The sequence below is a fragment of the Streptomyces natalensis ATCC 27448 genome (genome assembly GCF_000935125.1).
In the GTDB taxonomy this organism is placed as follows: domain Bacteria; phylum Actinomycetota; class Actinomycetes; order Streptomycetales; family Streptomycetaceae; genus Streptomyces; species Streptomyces natalensis.
The window spans coordinates 408,519-426,835 of the sequence record NZ_JRKI01000034.1 but is presented as its reverse complement, the minus strand read 5'-3'; the positions used below and the strand labels follow the sequence as shown (position 1 = coordinate 426,835).

The 18,317-nt window shown below is 70.8% G+C and carries 13 protein-coding genes, 1 tRNA gene and 2 pseudogenes; 11 read left to right on the top strand and 5 right to left on the bottom strand.

Annotated elements, in window-relative coordinates; genetic code table 11:
* Positions 1-72 precede the first annotated feature (72 nt).
* The gene (locus SNA_RS26535; protein WP_044367051.1) at positions 73-936 is read right to left on the bottom strand and encodes a LysR family transcriptional regulator; all 864 of its coding nucleotides are present in this window, start codon (positions 934-936) and stop codon (positions 73-75) included.
* Positions 937-1,146: 210 nt separating this feature from the next.
* Between SNA_RS26535 and SNA_RS26530 the strand changes: the two genes are divergently transcribed.
* Positions 1,147-2,229: a bile acid:sodium symporter family protein gene (locus SNA_RS26530; RefSeq protein WP_078970216.1), complete on the top strand. Its 1,083-nt coding sequence runs from the start codon at positions 1,147-1,149 to the stop codon at positions 2,227-2,229.
* Positions 2,230-2,233: 4 nt separating this feature from the next.
* Here the strand turns inward: SNA_RS26530 and SNA_RS26525 are convergent, their stop codons facing one another.
* Together SNA_RS26525 and SNA_RS26520 are read right to left on the bottom strand one after the other, a co-directional pair.
* The gene (locus SNA_RS26525) at positions 2,234-4,216 is read right to left on the bottom strand and encodes an exo-alpha-sialidase (RefSeq protein ID WP_044367050.1); all 1,983 of its coding nucleotides are present in this window, start codon (positions 4,214-4,216) and stop codon (positions 2,234-2,236) included.
* 436 nt (positions 4,217-4,652) lie between these two features.
* Positions 4,653-5,594, bottom strand: coding sequence for a quinone oxidoreductase family protein (locus SNA_RS26520; protein WP_044367048.1), 942 nt, complete (start codon positions 5,592-5,594; stop codon positions 4,653-4,655).
* Positions 5,595-5,828: 234 nt separating this feature from the next.
* Between SNA_RS26520 and SNA_RS26515 the strand changes: the two genes are divergently transcribed.
* Entirely contained in the window at positions 5,829-6,281 is a 453-nt protein-coding gene (locus SNA_RS26515; RefSeq protein ID WP_030072509.1) for a MarR family winged helix-turn-helix transcriptional regulator, read from the top strand.
* Between the two features lie 16 nt (positions 6,282-6,297).
* Here SNA_RS26515 and fdhD read toward each other — a convergent pair whose 3' ends face one another.
* Positions 6,298-7,152: a formate dehydrogenase accessory sulfurtransferase FdhD gene (gene fdhD / locus SNA_RS26510; protein WP_044367272.1), complete on the bottom strand. Its 855-nt coding sequence runs from the start codon at positions 7,150-7,152 to the stop codon at positions 6,298-6,300.
* A gap of 363 nt (positions 7,153-7,515) precedes the next feature.
* Between fdhD and SNA_RS26505 the strand changes: the two genes are divergently transcribed.
* The 5 genes and pseudogenes from SNA_RS26505 to SNA_RS26485 all read left to right on the top strand — a co-directional run bounded on the left by SNA_RS26505 (position 7,516) and on the right by SNA_RS26485 (position 12,348).
* On the top strand, positions 7,516-7,902 hold the full coding sequence (locus SNA_RS26505; protein ID WP_030072507.1) for a chorismate mutase: 387 nt from the start codon (positions 7,516-7,518) through the stop codon (positions 7,900-7,902).
* Positions 7,903-8,598: 696 nt separating this feature from the next.
* Positions 8,599-8,940, top strand: a complete 342-nt coding sequence (locus tag SNA_RS26500) for a DUF4333 domain-containing protein (RefSeq protein ID WP_030062787.1) — start codon at positions 8,599-8,601, stop codon at positions 8,938-8,940.
* A gap of 380 nt (positions 8,941-9,320) precedes the next feature.
* Positions 9,321-9,671: pseudogene (locus SNA_RS26495) on the top strand (hypothetical protein).
* A gap of 442 nt (positions 9,672-10,113) precedes the next feature.
* Entirely contained in the window at positions 10,114-11,691 is a 1,578-nt protein-coding gene (locus SNA_RS26490; protein ID WP_030062788.1) for an aldehyde dehydrogenase family protein, read from the top strand.
* Between the two features lie 572 nt (positions 11,692-12,263).
* Positions 12,264-12,348, top strand: a tRNA-Leu gene (locus SNA_RS26485).
* Here the strand turns inward: SNA_RS26485 and SNA_RS40480 are convergent.
* Positions 12,330-12,755 carry a hypothetical protein gene (locus SNA_RS40480; RefSeq protein WP_078970215.1) on the bottom strand — a complete coding sequence of 142 codons (426 nt, stop codon included), beginning with the start codon at positions 12,753-12,755 and terminating at the stop codon, positions 12,330-12,332. The two genes, SNA_RS26485 and SNA_RS40480, sit on opposite strands and share 19 nt — an antisense overlap.
* A gap of 306 nt (positions 12,756-13,061) precedes the next feature.
* Here SNA_RS40480 and SNA_RS26480 point away from each other — a divergent pair, with 306 nt between their 5' ends.
* The 4 genes and pseudogenes from SNA_RS26480 (at position 13,062) to SNA_RS26465 (ending at position 18,294) form a co-directional block, all read left to right on the top strand.
* Positions 13,062-15,473 (top strand): Orn/Lys/Arg family decarboxylase, encoded by a 2,412-nt coding sequence (locus tag SNA_RS26480; protein ID WP_044367045.1) that lies wholly within the window; start codon positions 13,062-13,064, stop codon positions 15,471-15,473.
* A gap of 263 nt (positions 15,474-15,736) precedes the next feature.
* Positions 15,737-15,901 (top strand): annotated as a pseudogene (locus SNA_RS45055) (IS630 family transposase); the annotation flags it as partial.
* Between the two features lie 371 nt (positions 15,902-16,272).
* A complete protein-coding gene (locus SNA_RS26470; RefSeq protein WP_030069301.1) occupies positions 16,273-16,476 on the top strand; it encodes a cold-shock protein in 204 nt (67 codons plus the stop codon).
* An 87-nt stretch (positions 16,477-16,563) separates the two neighbouring features.
* The gene (locus SNA_RS26465) at positions 16,564-18,294 is read left to right on the top strand and encodes a DEAD/DEAH box helicase (RefSeq protein WP_044367042.1); all 1,731 of its coding nucleotides are present in this window, start codon (positions 16,564-16,566) and stop codon (positions 18,292-18,294) included.
* Positions 18,295-18,317 lie beyond the last annotated feature (23 nt).

Genomic DNA, 18,317 nt, shown 5'->3' with positions numbered 1-18,317 from the left:
TCTCCGGACTATCACCATGCCGGGACCATTTCTGCACCAAATCTCTGCAACCGACGCCCGGGATGTGCGTGCCTACGGCATGTGCAGCCGGTCGCCACCGGCCAGGATCGCGTCGGCGAGCGCCTCGGCAGGCCCCCGGGCTGCGCGGGAGTGCCGGCCGTGCAGGAGGACGAAATCCACCCCGCCCAGTTCCGGGAGCCCGGCGCGCGACGGAATCCGCACCAGCCCTGGCGGGATCATGCCCCTGGTATGTGCCATCACGCCCAGTCCGGCCCGGGTTGCGGCGATAAGTCCGTTCAGGCTTCCGCTGGTGCAGGCGATACGCCACTCACGGCCCTGGCCCTCCAGCGCCTCCAGCGCGCGGGCGCGGGTCACGGCGGGCGGGGGATAGACGACCAGCGGAACCGGCCGCTGCGGATCGAGGCGGAGCCGCTCGGCGCCCACCCACACCAGCCGGTCGCGCCACACCAGCCGTCCGTGTGACTCCTGCGGCCCCCGCTTGGCCAGGACGAGATCGAGCCGGCCGGCCGCCAGCCGCTCGTGCAGCGTCTCCGACAGCTCGACCGTCAGCTCCAGATCCACCTCGGGATGCTCGCGCCGGAACTCCTCCAGCACCTCCGGCATCCTGGTCAGCACGAAGTCCTCCGAGGCGCCGAACCGCAGCCGCCCGCGCAACCGCGTACCTGCGAAGAAGCTCGCCGCCCGCTCGTTCGCCTCCAGAATCGTGCGCGCGAAGCCCAGCATCGCCTCGCCGTCCTCGGTCGGCTCCACGCCGTGGGTGTCCCGCACGAACAGCCGCCGCCCGGCGGCCTGCTCCAGCTTGCGGACGTGCTGGCTCACGGTCGACTGACGCAGCCCGAGGCGGTCGGCGGCCTGGGTGAAGCTCAGGGTCTGCGCCACGGTGAGGAAGGTCCGCAGCTGGGTGGGGTCGAACATGCTGGATCAGCCTCCGTCATCGCTCCCCGTCCCTCATCCCTCATCCCGCAGCCTCGCACCCTCATCATCCCCCGGCTATCGCCTTTCGTCATGACAGTCACCACGGTAAGAGGGGTTCCCGATGGCCTACGGGGACGGCACCCTGGAGATCGTTCCGCCCACGCCACCGCGCGGCCGCCGCACGCCCCGCCGTACGACCGAAGAGAGACCATGCGCCGCCCTGCGTTCGCCCTGCCCTCCTGGCTGCCCGTGGACGGATTCATCCTGGCGCTGGTGGGGACCGTCGGCCTGGCGGCGCTGCTGCCCGCACGCGGAGCGGCCGCCACCGTCGCGGACGGCGGCTCCACCGGGGCCGTCGCGCTGCTGTTCTTCCTCTACGGCGCCCGGCTCTCCACCCGCGAGGCGCTGGCCGGGCTGCGCCACTGGCGGCTCCATCTCACCGTGCTGGCCTGCACCTTCGTCGTCTTCCCGGTGCTCGGCCTGGCCGCCCGCGCCCTGGTCCCCGCCGTGCTGCCGCCCACCCTCTACACCGGGCTGGTGTTCCTGTGCCTGGTGCCGTCGACGATCCAGTCGTCCATCGCCTTCACCTCCCTCGCGCGTGGCAACGTGGCGGCGGCGATCTGTGCCGGATCGTTCTCCAGCCTCGTCGGCATCGTCGTCACCCCGCTGCTGGCCGCCCTCGTCCTGCACGGCAACGGGGGCGGCGGCTTCTCGGCCGACTCCCTCTTCTCCATCGTCTGCCGGCTGCTGCTCCCCTTCGTCGCCGGCCAGCTGCTGCGCCGCTGGATCGGGGGCTTGATCGTCCGCCACAAGAAGGTCCTTGGCCTGGTGGACCGCGGTTCGATCCTGCTCGTCGTCTACACCGCCTTCAGCGCCGGGATGGTCCAGGGCATCTGGCACCAGGTCTCGCCGCTGCGTCTGCTGTGCCTGCTGGGCGTGGAGGCCGTCCTGCTGACGCTGATGCTGACCGGGACCTCGTACGGCGCCGCCAAACTGGGCTTCCCCCGTGCGGACCGGATCGCCATCACCTTCGCCGGATCGAAGAAGAGCCTGGCGGCCGGTCTGCCGATGGCCAGCGTGCTCTTCGGCGCACAGGCCGGGCTGGCGGTGCTGCCGCTGATGCTCTTCCACCAGATGCAGCTGATGGTCTGCGCGGTCCTCGCCAAGCGCTACGCGGCGCAGGCACGGGCGCAGGCGCAGGCACCGGCCGACGCCGGGGAGCCGGTGCACCCCGGGGCGGCGCCGCTCCCCGAGGAGACCACCACCGGAGCGACGGGCGGTTCGTCCGGCTAGGGCCTCAGCCCCGCCTGCCCTGGTCCACCCGGTCCAGCGCCAGCCGCAGCACCAGCGGCCCCTTGGCGGACGCATCGAAGGTGCGCAGCCCGGACAGCTCCTGATCGCTCAGCGCCCGCCGGTAGACGCGGACCTCGTCCAGTGCACCGGTGAACTGGGCGCGGCTGTCCAGCTTTTGCCCGAGGTGGACGCCGAAGACCGATCCGCGGCTCACCGAGCCCGGCACGTCCGGGACGTCGGTGGTGTGGACGAGGTCCACGGTGAGCAGCAGCCGTCCGCCCATCCGGCGCAGCGCGAGATGGTGCCAGCGCCCGTCGTTGTAGGCGCCGTCCGAGGCGACCTGCGCGGTGGCCGCCGGCCGGGCGCCGTCGACCGCGGTCAGATGGGCGGTGATCCGGTGTCCGGCCGGGTCGGCGCTCACCGCGACCTGCGGTTGGGTGCTTCCCACACCGCCCATCCACAGCATCGGCTGTTCGCCGCCGGTGGCTTCGTAGCGGAAGAAGAAGCTGCACGTGAAGTCGTGGGTGCCCAGGGGGAGCGAGTTGCGGAAGGGGAGGCGTACGGCGTCGTCCTTGCCGTCGAAGGACAGCGCGCCGCCGAAGAGGCCGTCGGTGGGTCGCGCGCCGCCGAGGACGAGCGCCGGGCGCGCGCCGGGGGCGTCGTCGCGGGTCGTGGGGTCGGGGGCGCGGCGCGGCCCGAGCCAGTCCTCGGTGAAGCGCACGAAGCGGATCTCGTCGCGGGCGTCCACCTTGCCGCCCTCGTAGAGCAGACCGGTGACGTCGGGCGAGAGGGCGACCAGGTCGGAGTAGCCGGACCAGTCGATGGTGACCACGGCGCCCCGGTCGACACCTTCCCAGGTGCGGCCCTCGTCCCAGGAGGAGCGGATGGCCATGGTCCGGCGCCGGTCGGGGTCGGCGGGCGCGGCGAAGAGGGTACGGGTGTGCCCGGGGCGGGCGTAGCGCGAACGGGACAGGCGCAGCGCCGAGCCCTGCACCATGGGGGAGTAGAGGGCGGGCAGGGCGCGGAACGGGCCGGTGAAGCTGTCGCCGCCGTCCCGGCTGACGGCGGCGGTGCGGTGGCCCAGGTCCGTACCGTCCTGTTCGCGGCCGTTGACATAGATCGAGCCGTCGGAACGTTCCAGCAGCGTCATCTCGGACGGCTTCTGACGGAAGGTTCCATCGGCGGCGATCGGCCAGGTGTCCAGCGCGCCGACCTTCCAGGTGCGGCCGCCGTCGTCGCTGTGCACCAGGGCGGCGTGATTCTCGGTGACCCGGCCCTGGGCGTAGCTCTCGGCATTGATCCCGAAGACCAGACGGCCGGCGTGCCGGCCCCGGGTGAGCTGGATGCCGTGCACGGGCCCGGTGGCGTACCAGGAGTTCCACTGGGCCGGGCGGATGGTGGGGGTCAGGTCCCGGGGCGCTGACCAGGTGGCGCCGTCGTCGTCGCTGTACTGGAGGTGCGGGGTGCGGTCGCAGGGGGTGTCGCAGCTGAGGCCGTCGGCGCGGCCCTTGTTGTACGTCTCGGCGATGAGGATGCGCCCGGTGCGGCGGTCCACCAGGGGTGCCGGATTGCCGTGGGTGTTGCCGTCACCGTGGTTGATGATCTGTAGCGGACCCCAGGTCTGCCCGCCGTCGGTGGAGCGTTTGACCACGAGGTCGATATTTCCCGCGTCCCCGCAGTCGTGCACCCGCCCCTCGGCGAAGGCCAGCAGGGTGCCGCGGGTGGACTTGACGATCGCCGGTATACGGAAGCAGGAATAGCCCTTCTCCTGGGCGGCCTTGAACAGGACCTGCTGGGTGAAACCGTTCGCGGGGGGCGGTGCGAGGGTGCCGGCGTTCGCTTCCGGTGCCGGGTTCGGTGCGGCGTGTGCGGGCGTGGTGGGAAGGACGGCGAGGACGAGGGCGGCGAGCGCGGCGAGACCGGCCGCGGCGCGGCGCCGCCGTGGTCTGCTGCGGGGACTGGGGTGTGCGCGGAGAACTGACGTCATGGTCCGGCCTGCCCTTTCGAGGGTTCGGCGACGGGTCATCAGGACATCCAACGTCCTATGTGCATCCGCGACGGAAGCTACTGCCGCGTGCGGACCGCGACAAGGAGCCTGCGTCAGTTCGCTCCACGGGGCCTATAATTCACCCGCCCGGCCCCGCCAGGGGTGCGCCGTGTGTGCCGGGCATGGTGAATGGCCGTGCGGGGCGAGGGCCGAGCATGAGCCGACGACGCACCGTCCGCCACGCCCTCTCCACCGCCTGTCCGCGTCCTCTCCAGCGTCCCTCTTCGTTCACTCCACCGCCCCTTTTATTCCTCCCCGGCACCTCTCTCGGCCTTTCCAGCGCCCCTCTCGGTCTTGCCGCCACCATCTGTCACGTCGTCTCCGCCACCAACCGTCACGTCGTCTCCGCCACCTCTCACGTCCCCTACGCCGCCCCTCACGGCCGTAGCACCACCTTGCCGAGATTGGCCCGCGCCTCGATGATCTCGTGCGCCTTCGCGGCCTCGGCCAGCGGCAGTTCGGTGTGTACGGCGGCCCGCAACTGCCCCGATGCGGCCAGCTCCCACAGCCGCGCATGATGCCGTGCGTACCGCTCCGGGTTCACGGTGGCAAAGCGCCGCATCGTCAGCCCGGTGATGGTCTTCGAGCCGGCCAGCAGCTCGAAGGCCGGGACGGTGCCGCCACCGGAGTTGAAGAAGATCAGCCGGCCGCCCTCGGCCAGCGCCGCCACGGCCCGCGGCAGCAGCTCGCCGCCGACGCCGTCCAGCACGATGTCGACCGGTTCGCCCCAGGAGACCTGGTCGTAGGTGACCACCTCGTCGGCCCCGAGCCCGTACAGGAACTCCGCCTTGGCCGCCGAGCCGACGGCGGCCACCACCCGCGGCACCCCCTGGAGCTTGGCCAGTTGGACGGCGAGGTGCCCGGTGGCGCTGGCGGCCCCGGTGATCAGCACGGACTCCCGCCCGGCCGGCGCCGCGGTGCTCAGCGCCGCCAGCGCCACCTGCCCGCTCCGCACCAGGGCGACCGCCTCCACCGCGCTCGCCCCGTCGGGTATCGCGCTGGCCAGAGCGGCGGGGGCGAGGGCGAGTTCGGCGTACGAGCCCTTGAACGTGAGCGAGGTGACGCGGTCGCCCACCGCGAACCCGGTGACATCCGGCCCGAGCGCGACGACCTCCCCGGCGATCTCCCCACCGGGCATGGTCGGCAGCGGATCGCCGCCGCCCTTCCCGTCCCCGCGCACCCGCCGTGCGCAGGGCAGCGTGACGCCGATCGCCTCGGTACGGACCAGCAACTCGCCGGGCCCGGGCACCGGACTCTCGGCCTCCTCTACGCACAGGACCTCGGGACCGCCGTAGGCATGGAACCGGACACGACGCATGGGGTGACACCTCCAGGGAGCGGATTCGTTGGTCGCCCCAACGATAACCCAAAAACCGTGGGGGCTACCAATGAATCTGGTGGCCGGGGTTCGTGGTGGGACTCCTGGTGGGACTTCTGGTGCGACTCCTGGTGATCTTCGTCGGCGATCTCCGTTTCCCGTCCGTTGCCCGTCCGTTTTCGCCCTTCGTTCCTTCGTTGGTCGGCCCTACGGATTCCTCGCTACGGTGGTCCCATGTCCGACCTCCACGATCACCACCCCTACGCCCCCTCCCGCATCCGCGCCCTCCCCAGCTGGCTGCTTGGCCGCGCCGCCGCCCGCGGCCATCGCCTCGTCGCCGAGGCGCTCGCCGCCGAAGGGATGCGGATGATGCACCACGCCGTCCTGTCCGCGGTCGCCGAACTCGGCCCCGTATCGCAGGCCGACCTCGGCCGCACGCTGAGCATCGACCCCAAGGACATGGTCGCGATCGTCAACGACCTTCAGAGGGACGGCCTGGTCACCCGTACCCCGGACCCCAAGGACCGGCGCAAGAACGCCGTCGAGATCTCGGCCGACGGCGAGCGCCGACTGCGCCGTACCCAGAAGCTCGGCGACGAGGCCAACGCCGAGCTGACCGCGGCCCTGACCGGCGCGGAACGCGAGCAGCTGATCGACCTGCTGACCCGGATCGCGCTCCCGCAATAGCGCGACGGCCGTGCGCTCAGCCCGTGGCGGCCGCCGGACGCAGCGCGAGCCGGTGCTCGCCCGCGTACACGTTCATGGAGCTGCCCCGCAGGAATCCCACCAGCGTCAGCCCGGTCTCGGCCGCCAGATCCACGGCGAGCGACGACGGCGCGGAGACCGCGGCGAGCACCGGAATGCCCGCCATCACGGCCTTCTGTGCCAGTTCGAAGGACGCCCGCCCGGAGACCATCAGCACCGCCGACGACAGCGGCAACAGCCCCTGCTGCAACGCTCGCCCGACGATTTTGTCGACGGCGTTATGGCGTCCCACGTCTTCCCGTATGTCGAGCAGTTCCCCGTCCGCCCTGAACAGCGCGGCCGCATGCAGGCCCCCGGTCCGCTCGAAAACGCGCTGCGCGGCCCGGAGCCGGTCGGGGAGGGCGGCCAGCGTCGCCGGCTCGATCCGGAACGCGGACTCGGGTCCGGCATCCAGCGCCCAGCGCGCCTGGGTACGCACCGCGTCCAGGCTGGCCTTGCCGCACAGCCCGCACGACGACGTCGTATAGACGTTGCGCTCCAGCGTGATGTCCGGGACCGGCACCCCGTCCGCCAGCCGGACGTCGACGATGTTGTACGTGTTGCCGCCGTCGTCGGTGGCGCCCGCGCAGTAGACGATGTTCGCCAGATCCTCCGCGCTCGCCAGTACGCCCTCGCTGACGAGGAACCCCGCGGCCAGCGCGAAGTCGTCGCCGGGCGTCCGCATGGTGATCGCCAGGGGCTTGCCGCCGAGCCGGATCTCCAGCGGCTCCTCGGCGACGAGGGTGTCCGGGCGGGTGCTCACCGCACCATCGCGGATGCGGATCACGTTGCGTCGCTCCGTGACTCGTCCCATGTCCTGATCCGTCCCGGTTCTGTTGGTGGTCGGTGGTCGGTGGTCGGTGCCGGTGGCTGCGGCCGGCGTCGACGGCTGCATGTGTCCTCATTGTCCTGCACGGGAAGGGTGAGATTGCCTCCCGGGGGGTGCGGGTGATGCGGACGCACACCGAGCACACCCGCCGTACGCACCACGAGCGCGAGCGGTGCCGGGGAGGGCGGACGGACCCTGCCCAAGCGGTCCGGCGTCCGCCCGTTCCGATCCGCGAGATCACACCCGCGCCCACCGGCGTCCCCGGGTAATCTGCACACGATCACGATCACGATCACGAACACCGCACCGAATCCGTGCCACCGCACCCACACGATTGGCGAGACGTACATGAGCGAGTGGACAGCACCGTCCGCGGAGGAGGCGGCCGCGGTCGCCGACGAGGCGGCCCGGGAGCGGCTGCTCTATCTGCGCAGCAGCATCGACAACCTCGACGCCGCCCTGGTGCACCTGCTCGCCGAGCGCTTCAAGTGCACCCAGCAGGTCGGCGAACTCAAGGCCCGGCACAGCCTGCCACCCGCCGACCCGGCCCGTGAGGCCGCGCAGATCGAGCGGCTGCGAAGGCTGGCGGAGGACGCCCGGCTGGATCCTGCGTTCGCGGAGAAGTTCCTGAACTTCATCATCGATGAAGTGGTTCGCCACCATAAGGCCATCGCGCATCAAGCCACCAACAGCAACAACGAGTTGAGGGACGAGGCCCCGACGTCCGCTGAGTGATCACCTGGGAGAGATGCGGGGGCCGAGGACTGAGGACTGAGGACTGAGGTCTGGGGTCTGGGGTCTGGGGTCTGGGGTCTGAGTCTGGGATCGCTCTGCGAGAGATCCAGGGGATCACCTTCGTGACGTGCCCTCGACCAGTCCAACGCTCAGCACGCCCCCAGAGGATGCGCCGGCCCGGGATGGGCGGGCCCGGATTGCACATCGCCCGTTCGTAGGTCTCATGCAGGCCATCCGGGCGCCCCTGGCGGATCTTCGGGGCGGGGCGAGGCGGGGGGGCGGGCCGGGCGGGGGATACATCCGCCTGCCGTAGGACTTCCCATCACCCGTACCTCGCCCGCGAGACGACTGACGCCGGCAGGCCGGCACCTGGGCGAGGCCTCGTCCAGGTCCCAGGCGGTCGCGAAGTTCAGCAGGCCATTCTGGCCTGACTCAAGGGCCGAGAATGCCCTTGCCGCACCCAGGAGTTCGGCTGGCTGTCGAACCTGAGGCCGGCCCGGCCGCCCGACCTCAGCTTGACCCGCGACACTCCTGGCTGCCCCAGCGCGGAAAGCCTCGCGTTCACCTCCGGCGCGTTCCCTCTCTGTCACCCCCGCACTCATGCCCAGAGGCCCGAATCGCGCCGGGAGGAGAACGCCCGTATGCTTCCGTCGCCCCTCTCGCCATGATCACGTCAAGCTGGAGTCCGTCATGTCCATGCCCATCACTCGATTGTCCGCAGCAGCTTCGATCCTGACTGCCGGCGCGCTGCTCGTCGGCTGCTCGGCCTCGGCTCACGTGGAAAACGCCGAGCCGAAGCTGTCGGCGGACAAACTGGCCACCACGGTCGCCGAAAAACTCGCCGCCGCAACGGGTCGGCAAAAGCCCCACATCACATGCCCCGAGGACCTCGTCGGCAAGGTCGGCACCACCACCCGCTGCAAGCTCTCGGCGGACGACGGCAGCACTCTGGGCGTGTCGGTCACGGTGACCTCCGTCAACGGATCCACCATCAACTTCAACGTCAAGGCCGATGCCACGGCTTCCCCGGCGCAGTAGCGCGAACTGACTGCTGATCAGTTCAGGGGCGCTCATGGCCGATAAGACCTCTGGCGCGTACAAGCCGATCCGTGAGTGATGGGGGAGTGGCGGGGCTCGGCCCAGATGGCACGGGATCGACGAGCCCCGGACCGAATGGCGGTCCGGGGCTCATCCGAGGGAGAGGGGCGTCCGCCTGCAACCTTCACTGCCGTCACCGTCGTCACCGTCGTCGTCACCACACGGGGCGAAGCGTCACTCGACGTGGCCCAAGCCGCTGAACGTATCCAATCCAACGCCTTGGGTAACGCACTCAATTCAGCCTCCTCCGAAGGTCCAAAGCAGCGTTGCTGCCGTCGACTGGCCGGAACGGACATGACCAGCTGACCGTCATTCACAACATGCCCTCAGCTCTCGTTCTTGGATTCGACCCGCACGCAGTGCCCGGTATGGACGGGGCCGCCCTGCGCGCGGTCCTGGACGAGGAACTGGCCCGTTTCGGCGAACACGCCATCGACGCTTCCATGACGCTGATTGCACCGGACGAATCGGCCGAGTCCGCGGTGACCGCAGCGCTGTCCGCACGACACTGAGACGTCGTCGCCATAGGGGGCGGGATGCGCAAACCAGAACCACTCCTGACGTTCTTCGAGCAGGTCGTGAACCTGGTCCGGCGGCATGCACCAGAGGGCGCGATCGCGTTCAACACCAGCGGCGGCGACAGCGTCGAGGCGGCCAAGCGGTGGCTGTGAAACCGATGCGGTGGCCGTGAAACCCAGCGCTGGCCGTGAAACCGAAGCGGTGGCCGTGAAACCCAAGCGATGGCTGTGACACCAACGCCGGTGGCCATGAAACCCAAGCAAGCGCCGGCTGTGAAACCGAACCCACGCGCCGAAGAAACCGAACCTCGCGCCGAACCGCCGTCGGCGCCCCGATGGCCGGAAACATCCGCCGCCCCGGTGGTCCGACCGCCCGCCCCGAGTGACACTCGCCATACCTGCCTCCGTACCGCCCCCTCGCCCGCCCCCGCCCACTACCGTCCAGTAACGAGGTTCTTCGACACCGCTCCTCCAGCCCTCACTTCCTCGCTGGCTGGCTTGCCCTCTTCCTCACCCCGGTTCCACCGGGAGCCGGGTCCCTGACCGAGCGCCACCACCCTGCCCCTCCGGCCGTGCACCGAGAGCGGAGACACCGATGGCACCCACCCCCAAAGCCCCCGGCACCCCCACCTCGCCCCCCACCCTTACCCTCAAGCCGGGAACGTCCTGGCAGAACGCCTGGCAGCGCAGCCTGGCCGCCGCCCCCGAGGCGTTCCGCGACGACCAGGTCCGCAACCTCTGGGCCGGCGCATGGCACCCCGACGGCGACCCGCTGCCCGCCATCAGCCCGGTGGACGGCACCCCCATCGCCGGCCCGCCCCGCCTGAACGCGGAAGCCGCCCGGCACGCCGTACGCGCCTCCCTCGACCAGCACCGCGACTGGCGCCACGTACCCCTCCCGGAACGCAAGGCCCGTATCTCCGCCACCCTCGACGCCCTCACCGAGCACCGCGAACTGCTCGCCCTCCTCCTCGTCTGGGAGATCGGCAAGCCCTGGAAGCTCGCCCAGGCCGACGTCGACCGCGCTATCGACGGCGTGCGCTGGTACGTCTCCGACATCGACCGCATGCTCGTCGGCAGGTCCCCCCTCCCCGGCCCGGTCAGCAACATCGCCAGCTGGAACTACCCCATGTCCGTCCTGGTCCACGCGATGCTCGTGCAGGCACTCGCAGGCAATGCGGTGATCGCCAAGACCCCCACCGACGGCGGTCTGTCCTGCCTCACCCTCGCCTGCGCCCTGGCCGCCCGCGAGAGCATCCCGGCCACCCTCGTCAGCGGGAACGGCAGTGAACTCTCCGCCTCCCTCATCCGTTCCCCGGAGATCGGCTGCGTCTCCTTCGTCGGCGGCCGCGACACCGGCGCCCGCGTCGCCACCGCCGTCGCCGACCTCGGCAAACGCCACATCCTCGAACAGGAGGGCCTGAACACCTGGGGCATCTGGCACCACACCGACTGGGACGCCCTGACGCCTCTCCTCCGCAAAACCTTCGACTACGCCAAACAGCGCTGCACCGCCTATCCCCGCTTCGTCGTCCAGCGCGACGCCTTCGCCGACTTCCTGGCCGCCTACCTCCCGGCCGTACGCGCCATCCGTTTCGGCCACCCCCTGGCCGTCGCCACGCCCGACGATCCGCTTCCCACCCTCGACTACGGCCCCCTGATCAACGCAGCCAAGGCCAAGGAACTCGCCGACCTGACGACCGAGGCGATCTCCCGCGGCGCGGTACCGCTGCACCGGGGCGACCTGGCCGCCGGCCACTTCCTCCCCTCCCAGGACACCTCCGCCTACCTGCCGCCCACCACCCTCCTGGCCCCGCCCCCGTCCTCGCCCCTCCACCACGCCGAGCCCTTCGGCCCCGTCGACACCATCGTCCTCGTCGACACCGAGGCCGAACTCCTCGCCGCCATGAACGCCAGCAACGGCGCCCTGGTGGCCACCCTCTCCACCGACGACCCCGAGACCTATGCCCGCCTGGCCCCCCAGATCCGCGCCTTCAAGATCGGCCACGGCAAACCCCGCTCCCGCGGCGACCGCGAGGAACTCTTCGGCGGCTTCGGCAACTCCTGGCGCGGCGCCTTCGTAGGCGGCGACCTCCTGGTACGAGCCGTCACCGAGGGCCCACCCACGGAACGCCTACCGGGCAACTTCCCTGACTACCACCTCATGCCGTAGCGGGCCGCATGCCGTACGGGCCGCATGTCGTACGGGCCGCATGTCGGCCGGGCGCCTGCGGCCCTGGGGCCTGGGTCCTGGGTCCTGGCCGGTGCCTCCCGATCCCCGGCCCCTGGCTCGTGGCTCCCAGCTCCTAACCCCTAACCCCCAGCCCCCAGCCCCCAGCCCCTGGTTTCCCGGTCCCCGACCCCCGACCTCCGGTCCCCGACCCCCGGCCCCCGACCCCCGACCTCCGGTCCCCGACCCCCGGCCCCCGGGCCCCGACCCCCGGCCCCCGACCTCCGGCCCCGCCCTTGGCCCCCGCCGCCCGGCCCCCGCCCCGGCCCTGGCGTCGACTACGCCCCAGCCCCTTCCTGGCCCCTCCCCGGCATCGGCCCTGGTCACGGCCGGGAGCCACCCCACCCCTCACCCACAGACTCCCGCCGGCTCCTCCCGCCCACGATCACCCGAAATATCCCCATCACCCGTAACTGCGCGTTACGCCCCCGACGGATACGCAGGTGAAAGGCACTCCGAAACCTTGGTATTGTTGTCCACGTCGCCGCGGGGAAGCCCCGCGAAGACCACACCTAGTCCGGGTGGCGGAATGGCAGACGCGCTAGCTTGAGGTGCTAGTGCCCTTTATCGGGCGTGGGGGTTCAAGTCCCCCCTCGGACACAAACAAACCATTCACCAACATCGTGCGGGTCGGGAGTAATCCCGACCCGCACGATGCGTTGTGCGTACTGGTATTTCATACGCAGCCCGAGGGCCCGGTACAGCCGGTTCTTCTTCCCGCCGGCCGCGGTCCGGAGCACATCGGCCGTGTCGCCCGCCGCATCGACAAGCTCCGCGATCCGTGCGCGGGGGAGCACGGTGGGCTTGCGGGTGCGCATCTGGGCGGCTGCGGTGGCGCGGCGGGCTTCGGTCTCGGCGATCCACTGTCCGACGGTCTCCGAGCCGGCGGTTCCGGCGTCGACAAGGGCTCGGTAGCGGGCGAGCTTGGCCTCGCAGTCGCGCACGGTGGTGGCGGCCGCAGCCGAGTCGTCGTCTTTCTGCGAGCGTACGAGCTGGGACTGAAACATCCGCTCGATCGTGGCCGCTTTCCCGCCGGGAGCGAACTGCAGAGAGATCCACTGGTCGAGCTGGGGTACGAGGTCCCGCTCGCGAAACAGGATGTTGCGGGGGTGGGTGATCTTGTTGGCGAGTGCGTACTCGTGGGCGAAGCGGCACCGGTAGTAGGCCGTCTAGGCCCTGTTGCGAAAGTCAACGTCGGGACGGCGGTTTCCGCCATAGCGGTGGTTTGCCGTCCCGGCCGCCGTTCTGCCCGGTGCGCCGCCAGGACACTGGCCGGGGCGGCCGGGGCGCCGCCGTGGAGGGCGGGAGAGCGCATGGCCGACAGCAGGATCCTGGTCGCGGTACCGGAACACCCTCGGGGCGAGGGCGCCGGGCCCCAGCAGTTACGGAAGATCCGGGACGCGATCGAGGCGGGCGGCTTCGAAGTCCGGTGGGAGGTCACGGCGGAGGACGCGGACGCCGTACTGCGCACCGAGGCTGGTCTGGCGGCGGCGCTGGTGGCCTGGGACCTTCCCAGGGCCGCCGGTGACGGGCCCGGCGCCGCGCTCGCCGCGCCGGGAGGCACACTCGCCCGGCCGGGCAGCACCCTCGACGGGACCCCGGGTGGCGGCGCCGTGCTGCACCGGATCGGCCGCCGTTTCCGGGACCTGCCGGTCTTCTTGGTGATGACCGACGAGGGCGTACGGGACCTGCCGCTGTGGGTGTCCGAGTCGGTCGTGGGCTACGTCTGGCCGCTGGAGGACACCCCGGGCTTCATCGCGGGCCGCATCACCACCGCCGCCCGCGCCTACCGGGAATCCGTGCTGCCGCCGTTCTTCCGGGCACTGCGCCGCTTCGACGACGCCCACGAATACTCCTGGCACACCCCGGCCCACTCCGGCGGTGTCGCCTTCCTCAAGTCGCCGGCGGGACGCGCCTTCCACGACTACTTCGGGGAGCGGCTGCTGCGCAGCGACCTGTCGATCTCGGTCGAGGAACTGGGCTCGCTGTTCGAGCACACCGGCCCGATCGGCGAGGCGGAGCGCAACGCGGCCCGTGTGTTCGGCTCCGACCTCACCTACTTCGTGCTGCACGGCGACTCCACGTGCAACCGCCTGGTCGGCCATTTCAGCGTCACCCGCGACGAGATCGCGCTGGTGGACCGCAACTGCCACAAGTCCGTGCTGCACGGCCTGGTCGTCTCGGGCGCCCGGCCGGTCTACATGGTCCCCACCCGCAACGGCTACGGCCTGGCGGGACCGCTGCCCCCGGCCGAGATCGCCGCAAACGCGGTGGCGGCCCGGATCGCCGCGAACCCGCTCACCGAGGGCGCGGTGTCCCGGCACCCGCAGTACGCGGTGTTCACCAACTCAACCTACGACGGCCTCAGTTACGACGCTGTACCCACCGCTCGCGCGTTCGCCGCCAGCACGCCCCGGTTGCACTTCGACGAGGCGTGGTTCGCGTACGCCCGTTTCCACCCGCTCTACGCCGGCCGTTACGGCATGTCGGTGGACGAGGAGGCATTCCCCGGCCCGGACCGCCCGACCGTGTTCGCCACCCAGTCCACGCACAAGCTGCTGGCGGCGCTGTCGCAGAGCGCGATGGTGCACATGCGACCCGCACCGCGGGCACCGGTGGAGCACGACCGGTTCAACGAGGCGCTGATGATGCACGGCACCACCTCGCCCCTCTACCCGATGATCGCCTCGCTCGACGTGGCGACGGCGATGATGGACGGCCCGCAGGGCGAGTGGCTGATCGACGAGGCGGTGACCGAGGCGATCCGCTTCCGTCAGGAGATGGTGCGCCTGCGACGGCGGATCGAGAGCGCCGGGGACCGGCCACCGTGGTTCTTCGGGGTGTGGCAGCCGGACACGGTCACCGACCCGCCGACCGGCGAACGGCTGCCGTTCGAGGAAGCCCCGCCGGAGCTGCTGCGCACCGAGCAGTCCTGCTGGCTGCTGGAGCCCGGCGCCGACTGGCACGGTTTCCCCGGGCTGACCGAGGGCCACTGCATGTTGGACCCCGTCAAGGTCACGCTGACCTGTCCGGGGATCAGCGCCACCGGCGAGATGGCCGAGGAGGGCATCCCGGCCCGGGTGCTCACCGCCTATCTGGCCACCCGGAAGATTGTGGTGGAGAAGACCGACAGTTACACCACGCTGATCCTGTTCTCCATGGGCATCACCAAGGGCAAGTGGGGCACCCTGCTGGACGCCCTGACGGATTTCAAGGCCCTCTACGACGCCGACGCCCCACTGGAGCGCATCCTGCCGGAGGCTGTCGCCGCGCATCCCCGCCGGTACACGGGCCTGACCCTGCGCGGGCTGTGCCAGGAGATGCACGAGCAACTGCGCTCGGTGCGCCTGGTGGAGCTTCTGGATACGGCCTTCCAGCAGCTCCCGCAGCCCGTGGCGCCACCTCAGCACTGCTACCAGCGGCTGGTGCGGGGTGACACCGAGCGGGTCCGGATCTCGGAGGCGGCGGGCCGGGTGGCGGCCGCCATGGTGACGGTCACCCCGCCCGGCATCCCGGTCCTGATGCCGGGCGAGTCCATCGGCGCACCCGACGGCCCGCTGCTGCGCTATCTCACCGCCCTGGAGTCCTTCGACCGCCGCTTCCCCGGCTTCCGCAGCGAGACCCACGGCGTGACCATCGACGAGGACACGGGCGACTACCTGATCGAGTGCCTGATCCAGGGCGCGGGTCAGCGGCCGGGGCACTCGCCCGGGCGTGTCGGTTAGGGTCTGTTGGGAAAGCGCTGGTCACATCAGCTGCCGCCGAGTCCATACCGGCGGACGGTCCGGCTTGATGCCCCGCGGCAACAACGGCTCCAGCCGGGCCCACTGGCCATTCGTCAGGTCACCACGCCCCACAGGACGTGAGCATCCACGACCAAGATCCACTTTCGCAACAGACCCGAGTGCCGCATCAGGCAACGATTGCCCTCGTGTGACGAGCCGCCGGGTTGCTGCACTCGGCGGCTCCGGGCGGTCAGGATGATCACGTGGCAGAACGAGTACGCGTCCGTGAGATGGATGACGACGAGGGGCAGCGCCTGCTGTTACGGATCATCCGTAGAGGCACGGGGTCGGTGGTGACCTGGCGGCGGACCCAGATGGTGCTGCTGCTCGCGCAAGGTATGCCCGTGACGAAGATCGCCGAGGTGTCGCCTCCGAACGGGCTGTACAGGACTACGGGCTCATCCCGGGCGCCCGCATCCACCACTCCTCCTTACGTAGCTGTCAGCGGCGGAGCGATCGCCCTCGGTCGCCCGTCGGGAGTCGCCGACGTCCGGTTCGAGCTCCAGACCGTGCGCGAAGGCGGCGGCCGGACGAACGTCACGATCATCGAAAGTCTCTGAAGGACCCCGGCGCGCCCTCGTTGATCCACCACGGACCGCCGAGCTGTGCTAAGGTCTCGGCGTTGCAGTTGTGGTACCCATGAATCTATGTGCGCCTGACGGGAATGTTTCTCCTTCAGGCGCATTATTTGTTTTCCGGCATCTCCGGATGGGGCCTCTGCCTACAGAAGGAGAAGGTCATGGCACAGGGAACCGTGAAGTGGTTCAACGCCGAAAAGGGTTTCGGCTTCATCGAGCAGGACGGCGGCGGTCCCGACGTCTTCGCCCACTACTCGAACATCGCGACCCAGGGCTTCCGTGAGCTCCAGGAGGGCCAGCGGGTCTCCTTCGACGTCACGCAGGGCCAGAAGGGCCCGCAGGCGGAGAACATCGTCCCCGCCTGATAGCCGGACGCGTATCCGCTCACCGGGGTCCGCACCGTCATGGTGCGGACCCCGGTTTGTGCTGTTTCCAGGAAGGCAGACAACCGCATGTCCCGCAGGTCCCAGAAGCCGAACCGGCGCGCCTCGTCCCCGTCATCGCCCGTGTCGGCGCCGAGGGAATTCCGGCTGCCGGAAAACACGACCCCCGCACTTCCCGCCGTCGAGGACTTCGCCGGCCTGGACATGCCCGCGGGGCTGCTGAAGACCCTCACCGCGCAGGGCGTGACCACCCCTTTCCCCATCCAGGCCGCCACCCTGCCCAACTCGCTCGCCGGCCGTGACCTGCTGGGACGGGGACGCACCGGTTCCGGCAAGACCCTCGCGTTCGGGCTGGCGCTGCTGGCCCGCACGGCCGGACTGCGTGCGGAGCCCAGGGCGCCCCTCGCCCTCGTGCTGGTGCCCACCCGTGAACTCGCCCAGCAGGTGGCGGACGCACTGGCCCCCTACGCGACGGCTGTGAACCTCCGGCTGGCCACCGTGGTCGGCGGGCTGTCCATCACCAAGCAGGCCGGTACGCTCCGGCGCGGTGCCGAGGTGGTCGTGGCGACTCCCGGCAGGCTCAACGACCTCGTGGAACGCGGGGACTGCGTGCTCGGCGACGTACGCATCACGGTGCTGGACGAAGCCGACCAGATGACCGACATGGGCTTCCTGCCGCAGATCACCAAGCTGATCCAGCAGGTACGGCCCGACGGACAGCGCATGCTCTTCTCGGCCACCCTGGACCGCAACATCGACCGCCTGGTGCAGCGGTTTTTGACCGACCCCGTAGTCCATTCCGTGGACCCGTCCGCGGGAGCGGTGACCACCATGGAGCACCACGTGCTCCACGTCCAGGACGAGACCGACAAGAAGGCCGTCACCAAGCGCATCGCGGCCCGTGACGGCCAGGTCATCCTCTTCCTCGACACCAAAAGGTCCGCCGACCGGCTCGCCAAGCAGCTCCTGGCCGTCGGTGTCCGTGCGGCGGCGCTGCACGGAGGCCGCTCCCAGCCGCAGCGCAACCGCACCCTGGAGCAGTTCAAGAACGGCCAGGTCAGCGCGCTGGTGGCGACGAACGTGGCGGCCCGGGGCATACATATCGACGACCTCGACCTCGTCGTGAACGTCGATCCCCCCACCGACCACAAGGACTACCTCCACCGGGGCGGCCGCACGGCCCGTGCCGGTGGCTTCGGCAGCGTGGTCACGCTGGTCCTGCCCGCCCAGAAACGGGACGTCACCCGGCTCATGACGGACGCGGGCATCCGCCCCCGCACGGCCCGCGTCACCTCCAGCGACGCGGAACTGGCCACCATCACCGGCGCCCGCGAGCCTTCCGGCGTAGCCGTCACCATTGAGGTCCCCCAGCCGGCGACACAGACGGCGTCCCGCCCGGACCGGAAGGCCGGCGCCGAGCCCGGCAGGCGATCCGGCCGCCGACGCCGAAACGACGGCGGGGCCAAAGCGGCGACAGGTGCTGCCACCAGGACCGGGAGCCGGGGCTCCGACCGCCGGGCCGCTGCCGGGACGACAGCCTCTGGTGGCACCTCCGCAACCGGGGGGCGCGGTTCTGCCCGCCGGGCGGGATCCGGCGGGGCCACGGGCGGTGCCGCCGGAGGGGGCGACCGCAGCTCCGACCGCCGGTCCGCGGCCGGTGCGGCGACCGGCGCTGCCTCCGGCAAGGCTGCCCGCGGATCCGGCCGACGGGCGGCGGCCGGCGGAGACACGGGCGGCTCTGTCAGGACCGGCGGCCGCAGCTCCGACCGCCGAGGCGGCCGCCGCACCTCTGCCACCTAAGAGCTCGCGCGGATAGGCGTGGG

Excerpts from the sequence above, each read along its gene's own strand:
- SNA_RS26515 (WP_030072509.1), top strand. The coding sequence starts at position 5,829 with ATGTCCGACCTCCACGATCACCACCCCTACGCCCCCTCCCGCATCCGC.
- SNA_RS26505 (WP_030072507.1), top strand. The coding sequence starts at position 7,516 with ATGAGCGAGTGGACAGCACCGTCCGCGGAGGAGGCGGCCGCGGTCGCC.
- SNA_RS26465 (WP_044367042.1), top strand. The coding sequence starts at position 16,564 with ATGTCCCGCAGGTCCCAGAAGCCGAACCGGCGCGCCTCGTCCCCGTCA.
- SNA_RS26535 (WP_044367051.1), bottom strand. The coding sequence starts at position 936 with ATGTTCGACCCCACCCAGCTGCGGACCTTCCTCACCGTGGCGCAGACC.
- fdhD (WP_044367272.1), bottom strand. The coding sequence starts at position 7,152 with ATGGGACGAGTCACGGAGCGACGCAACGTGATCCGCATCCGCGATGGT.
- SNA_RS26470 (WP_030069301.1), top strand. The coding sequence starts at position 16,273 with ATGGCACAGGGAACCGTGAAGTGGTTCAACGCCGAAAAGGGTTTCGGC.
- SNA_RS40480 (WP_078970215.1), bottom strand. The coding sequence starts at position 12,755 with ATGTTTCAGTCCCAGCTCGTACGCTCGCAGAAAGACGACGACTCGGCT.
- SNA_RS26525 (WP_044367050.1), bottom strand. The coding sequence starts at position 4,216 with ATGACGTCAGTTCTCCGCGCACACCCCAGTCCCCGCAGCAGACCACGG.
- SNA_RS26480 (WP_044367045.1), top strand. The coding sequence starts at position 13,062 with ATGGCCGACAGCAGGATCCTGGTCGCGGTACCGGAACACCCTCGGGGC.
- SNA_RS26530 (WP_078970216.1), top strand. The coding sequence starts at position 1,147 with ATGCGCCGCCCTGCGTTCGCCCTGCCCTCCTGGCTGCCCGTGGACGGA.
- SNA_RS26500 (WP_030062787.1), top strand. The coding sequence starts at position 8,599 with ATGCCCATCACTCGATTGTCCGCAGCAGCTTCGATCCTGACTGCCGGC.
- SNA_RS26490 (WP_030062788.1), top strand. The coding sequence starts at position 10,114 with ATGGCACCCACCCCCAAAGCCCCCGGCACCCCCACCTCGCCCCCCACC.
- SNA_RS26520 (WP_044367048.1), bottom strand. The coding sequence starts at position 5,594 with ATGCGTCGTGTCCGGTTCCATGCCTACGGCGGTCCCGAGGTCCTGTGC.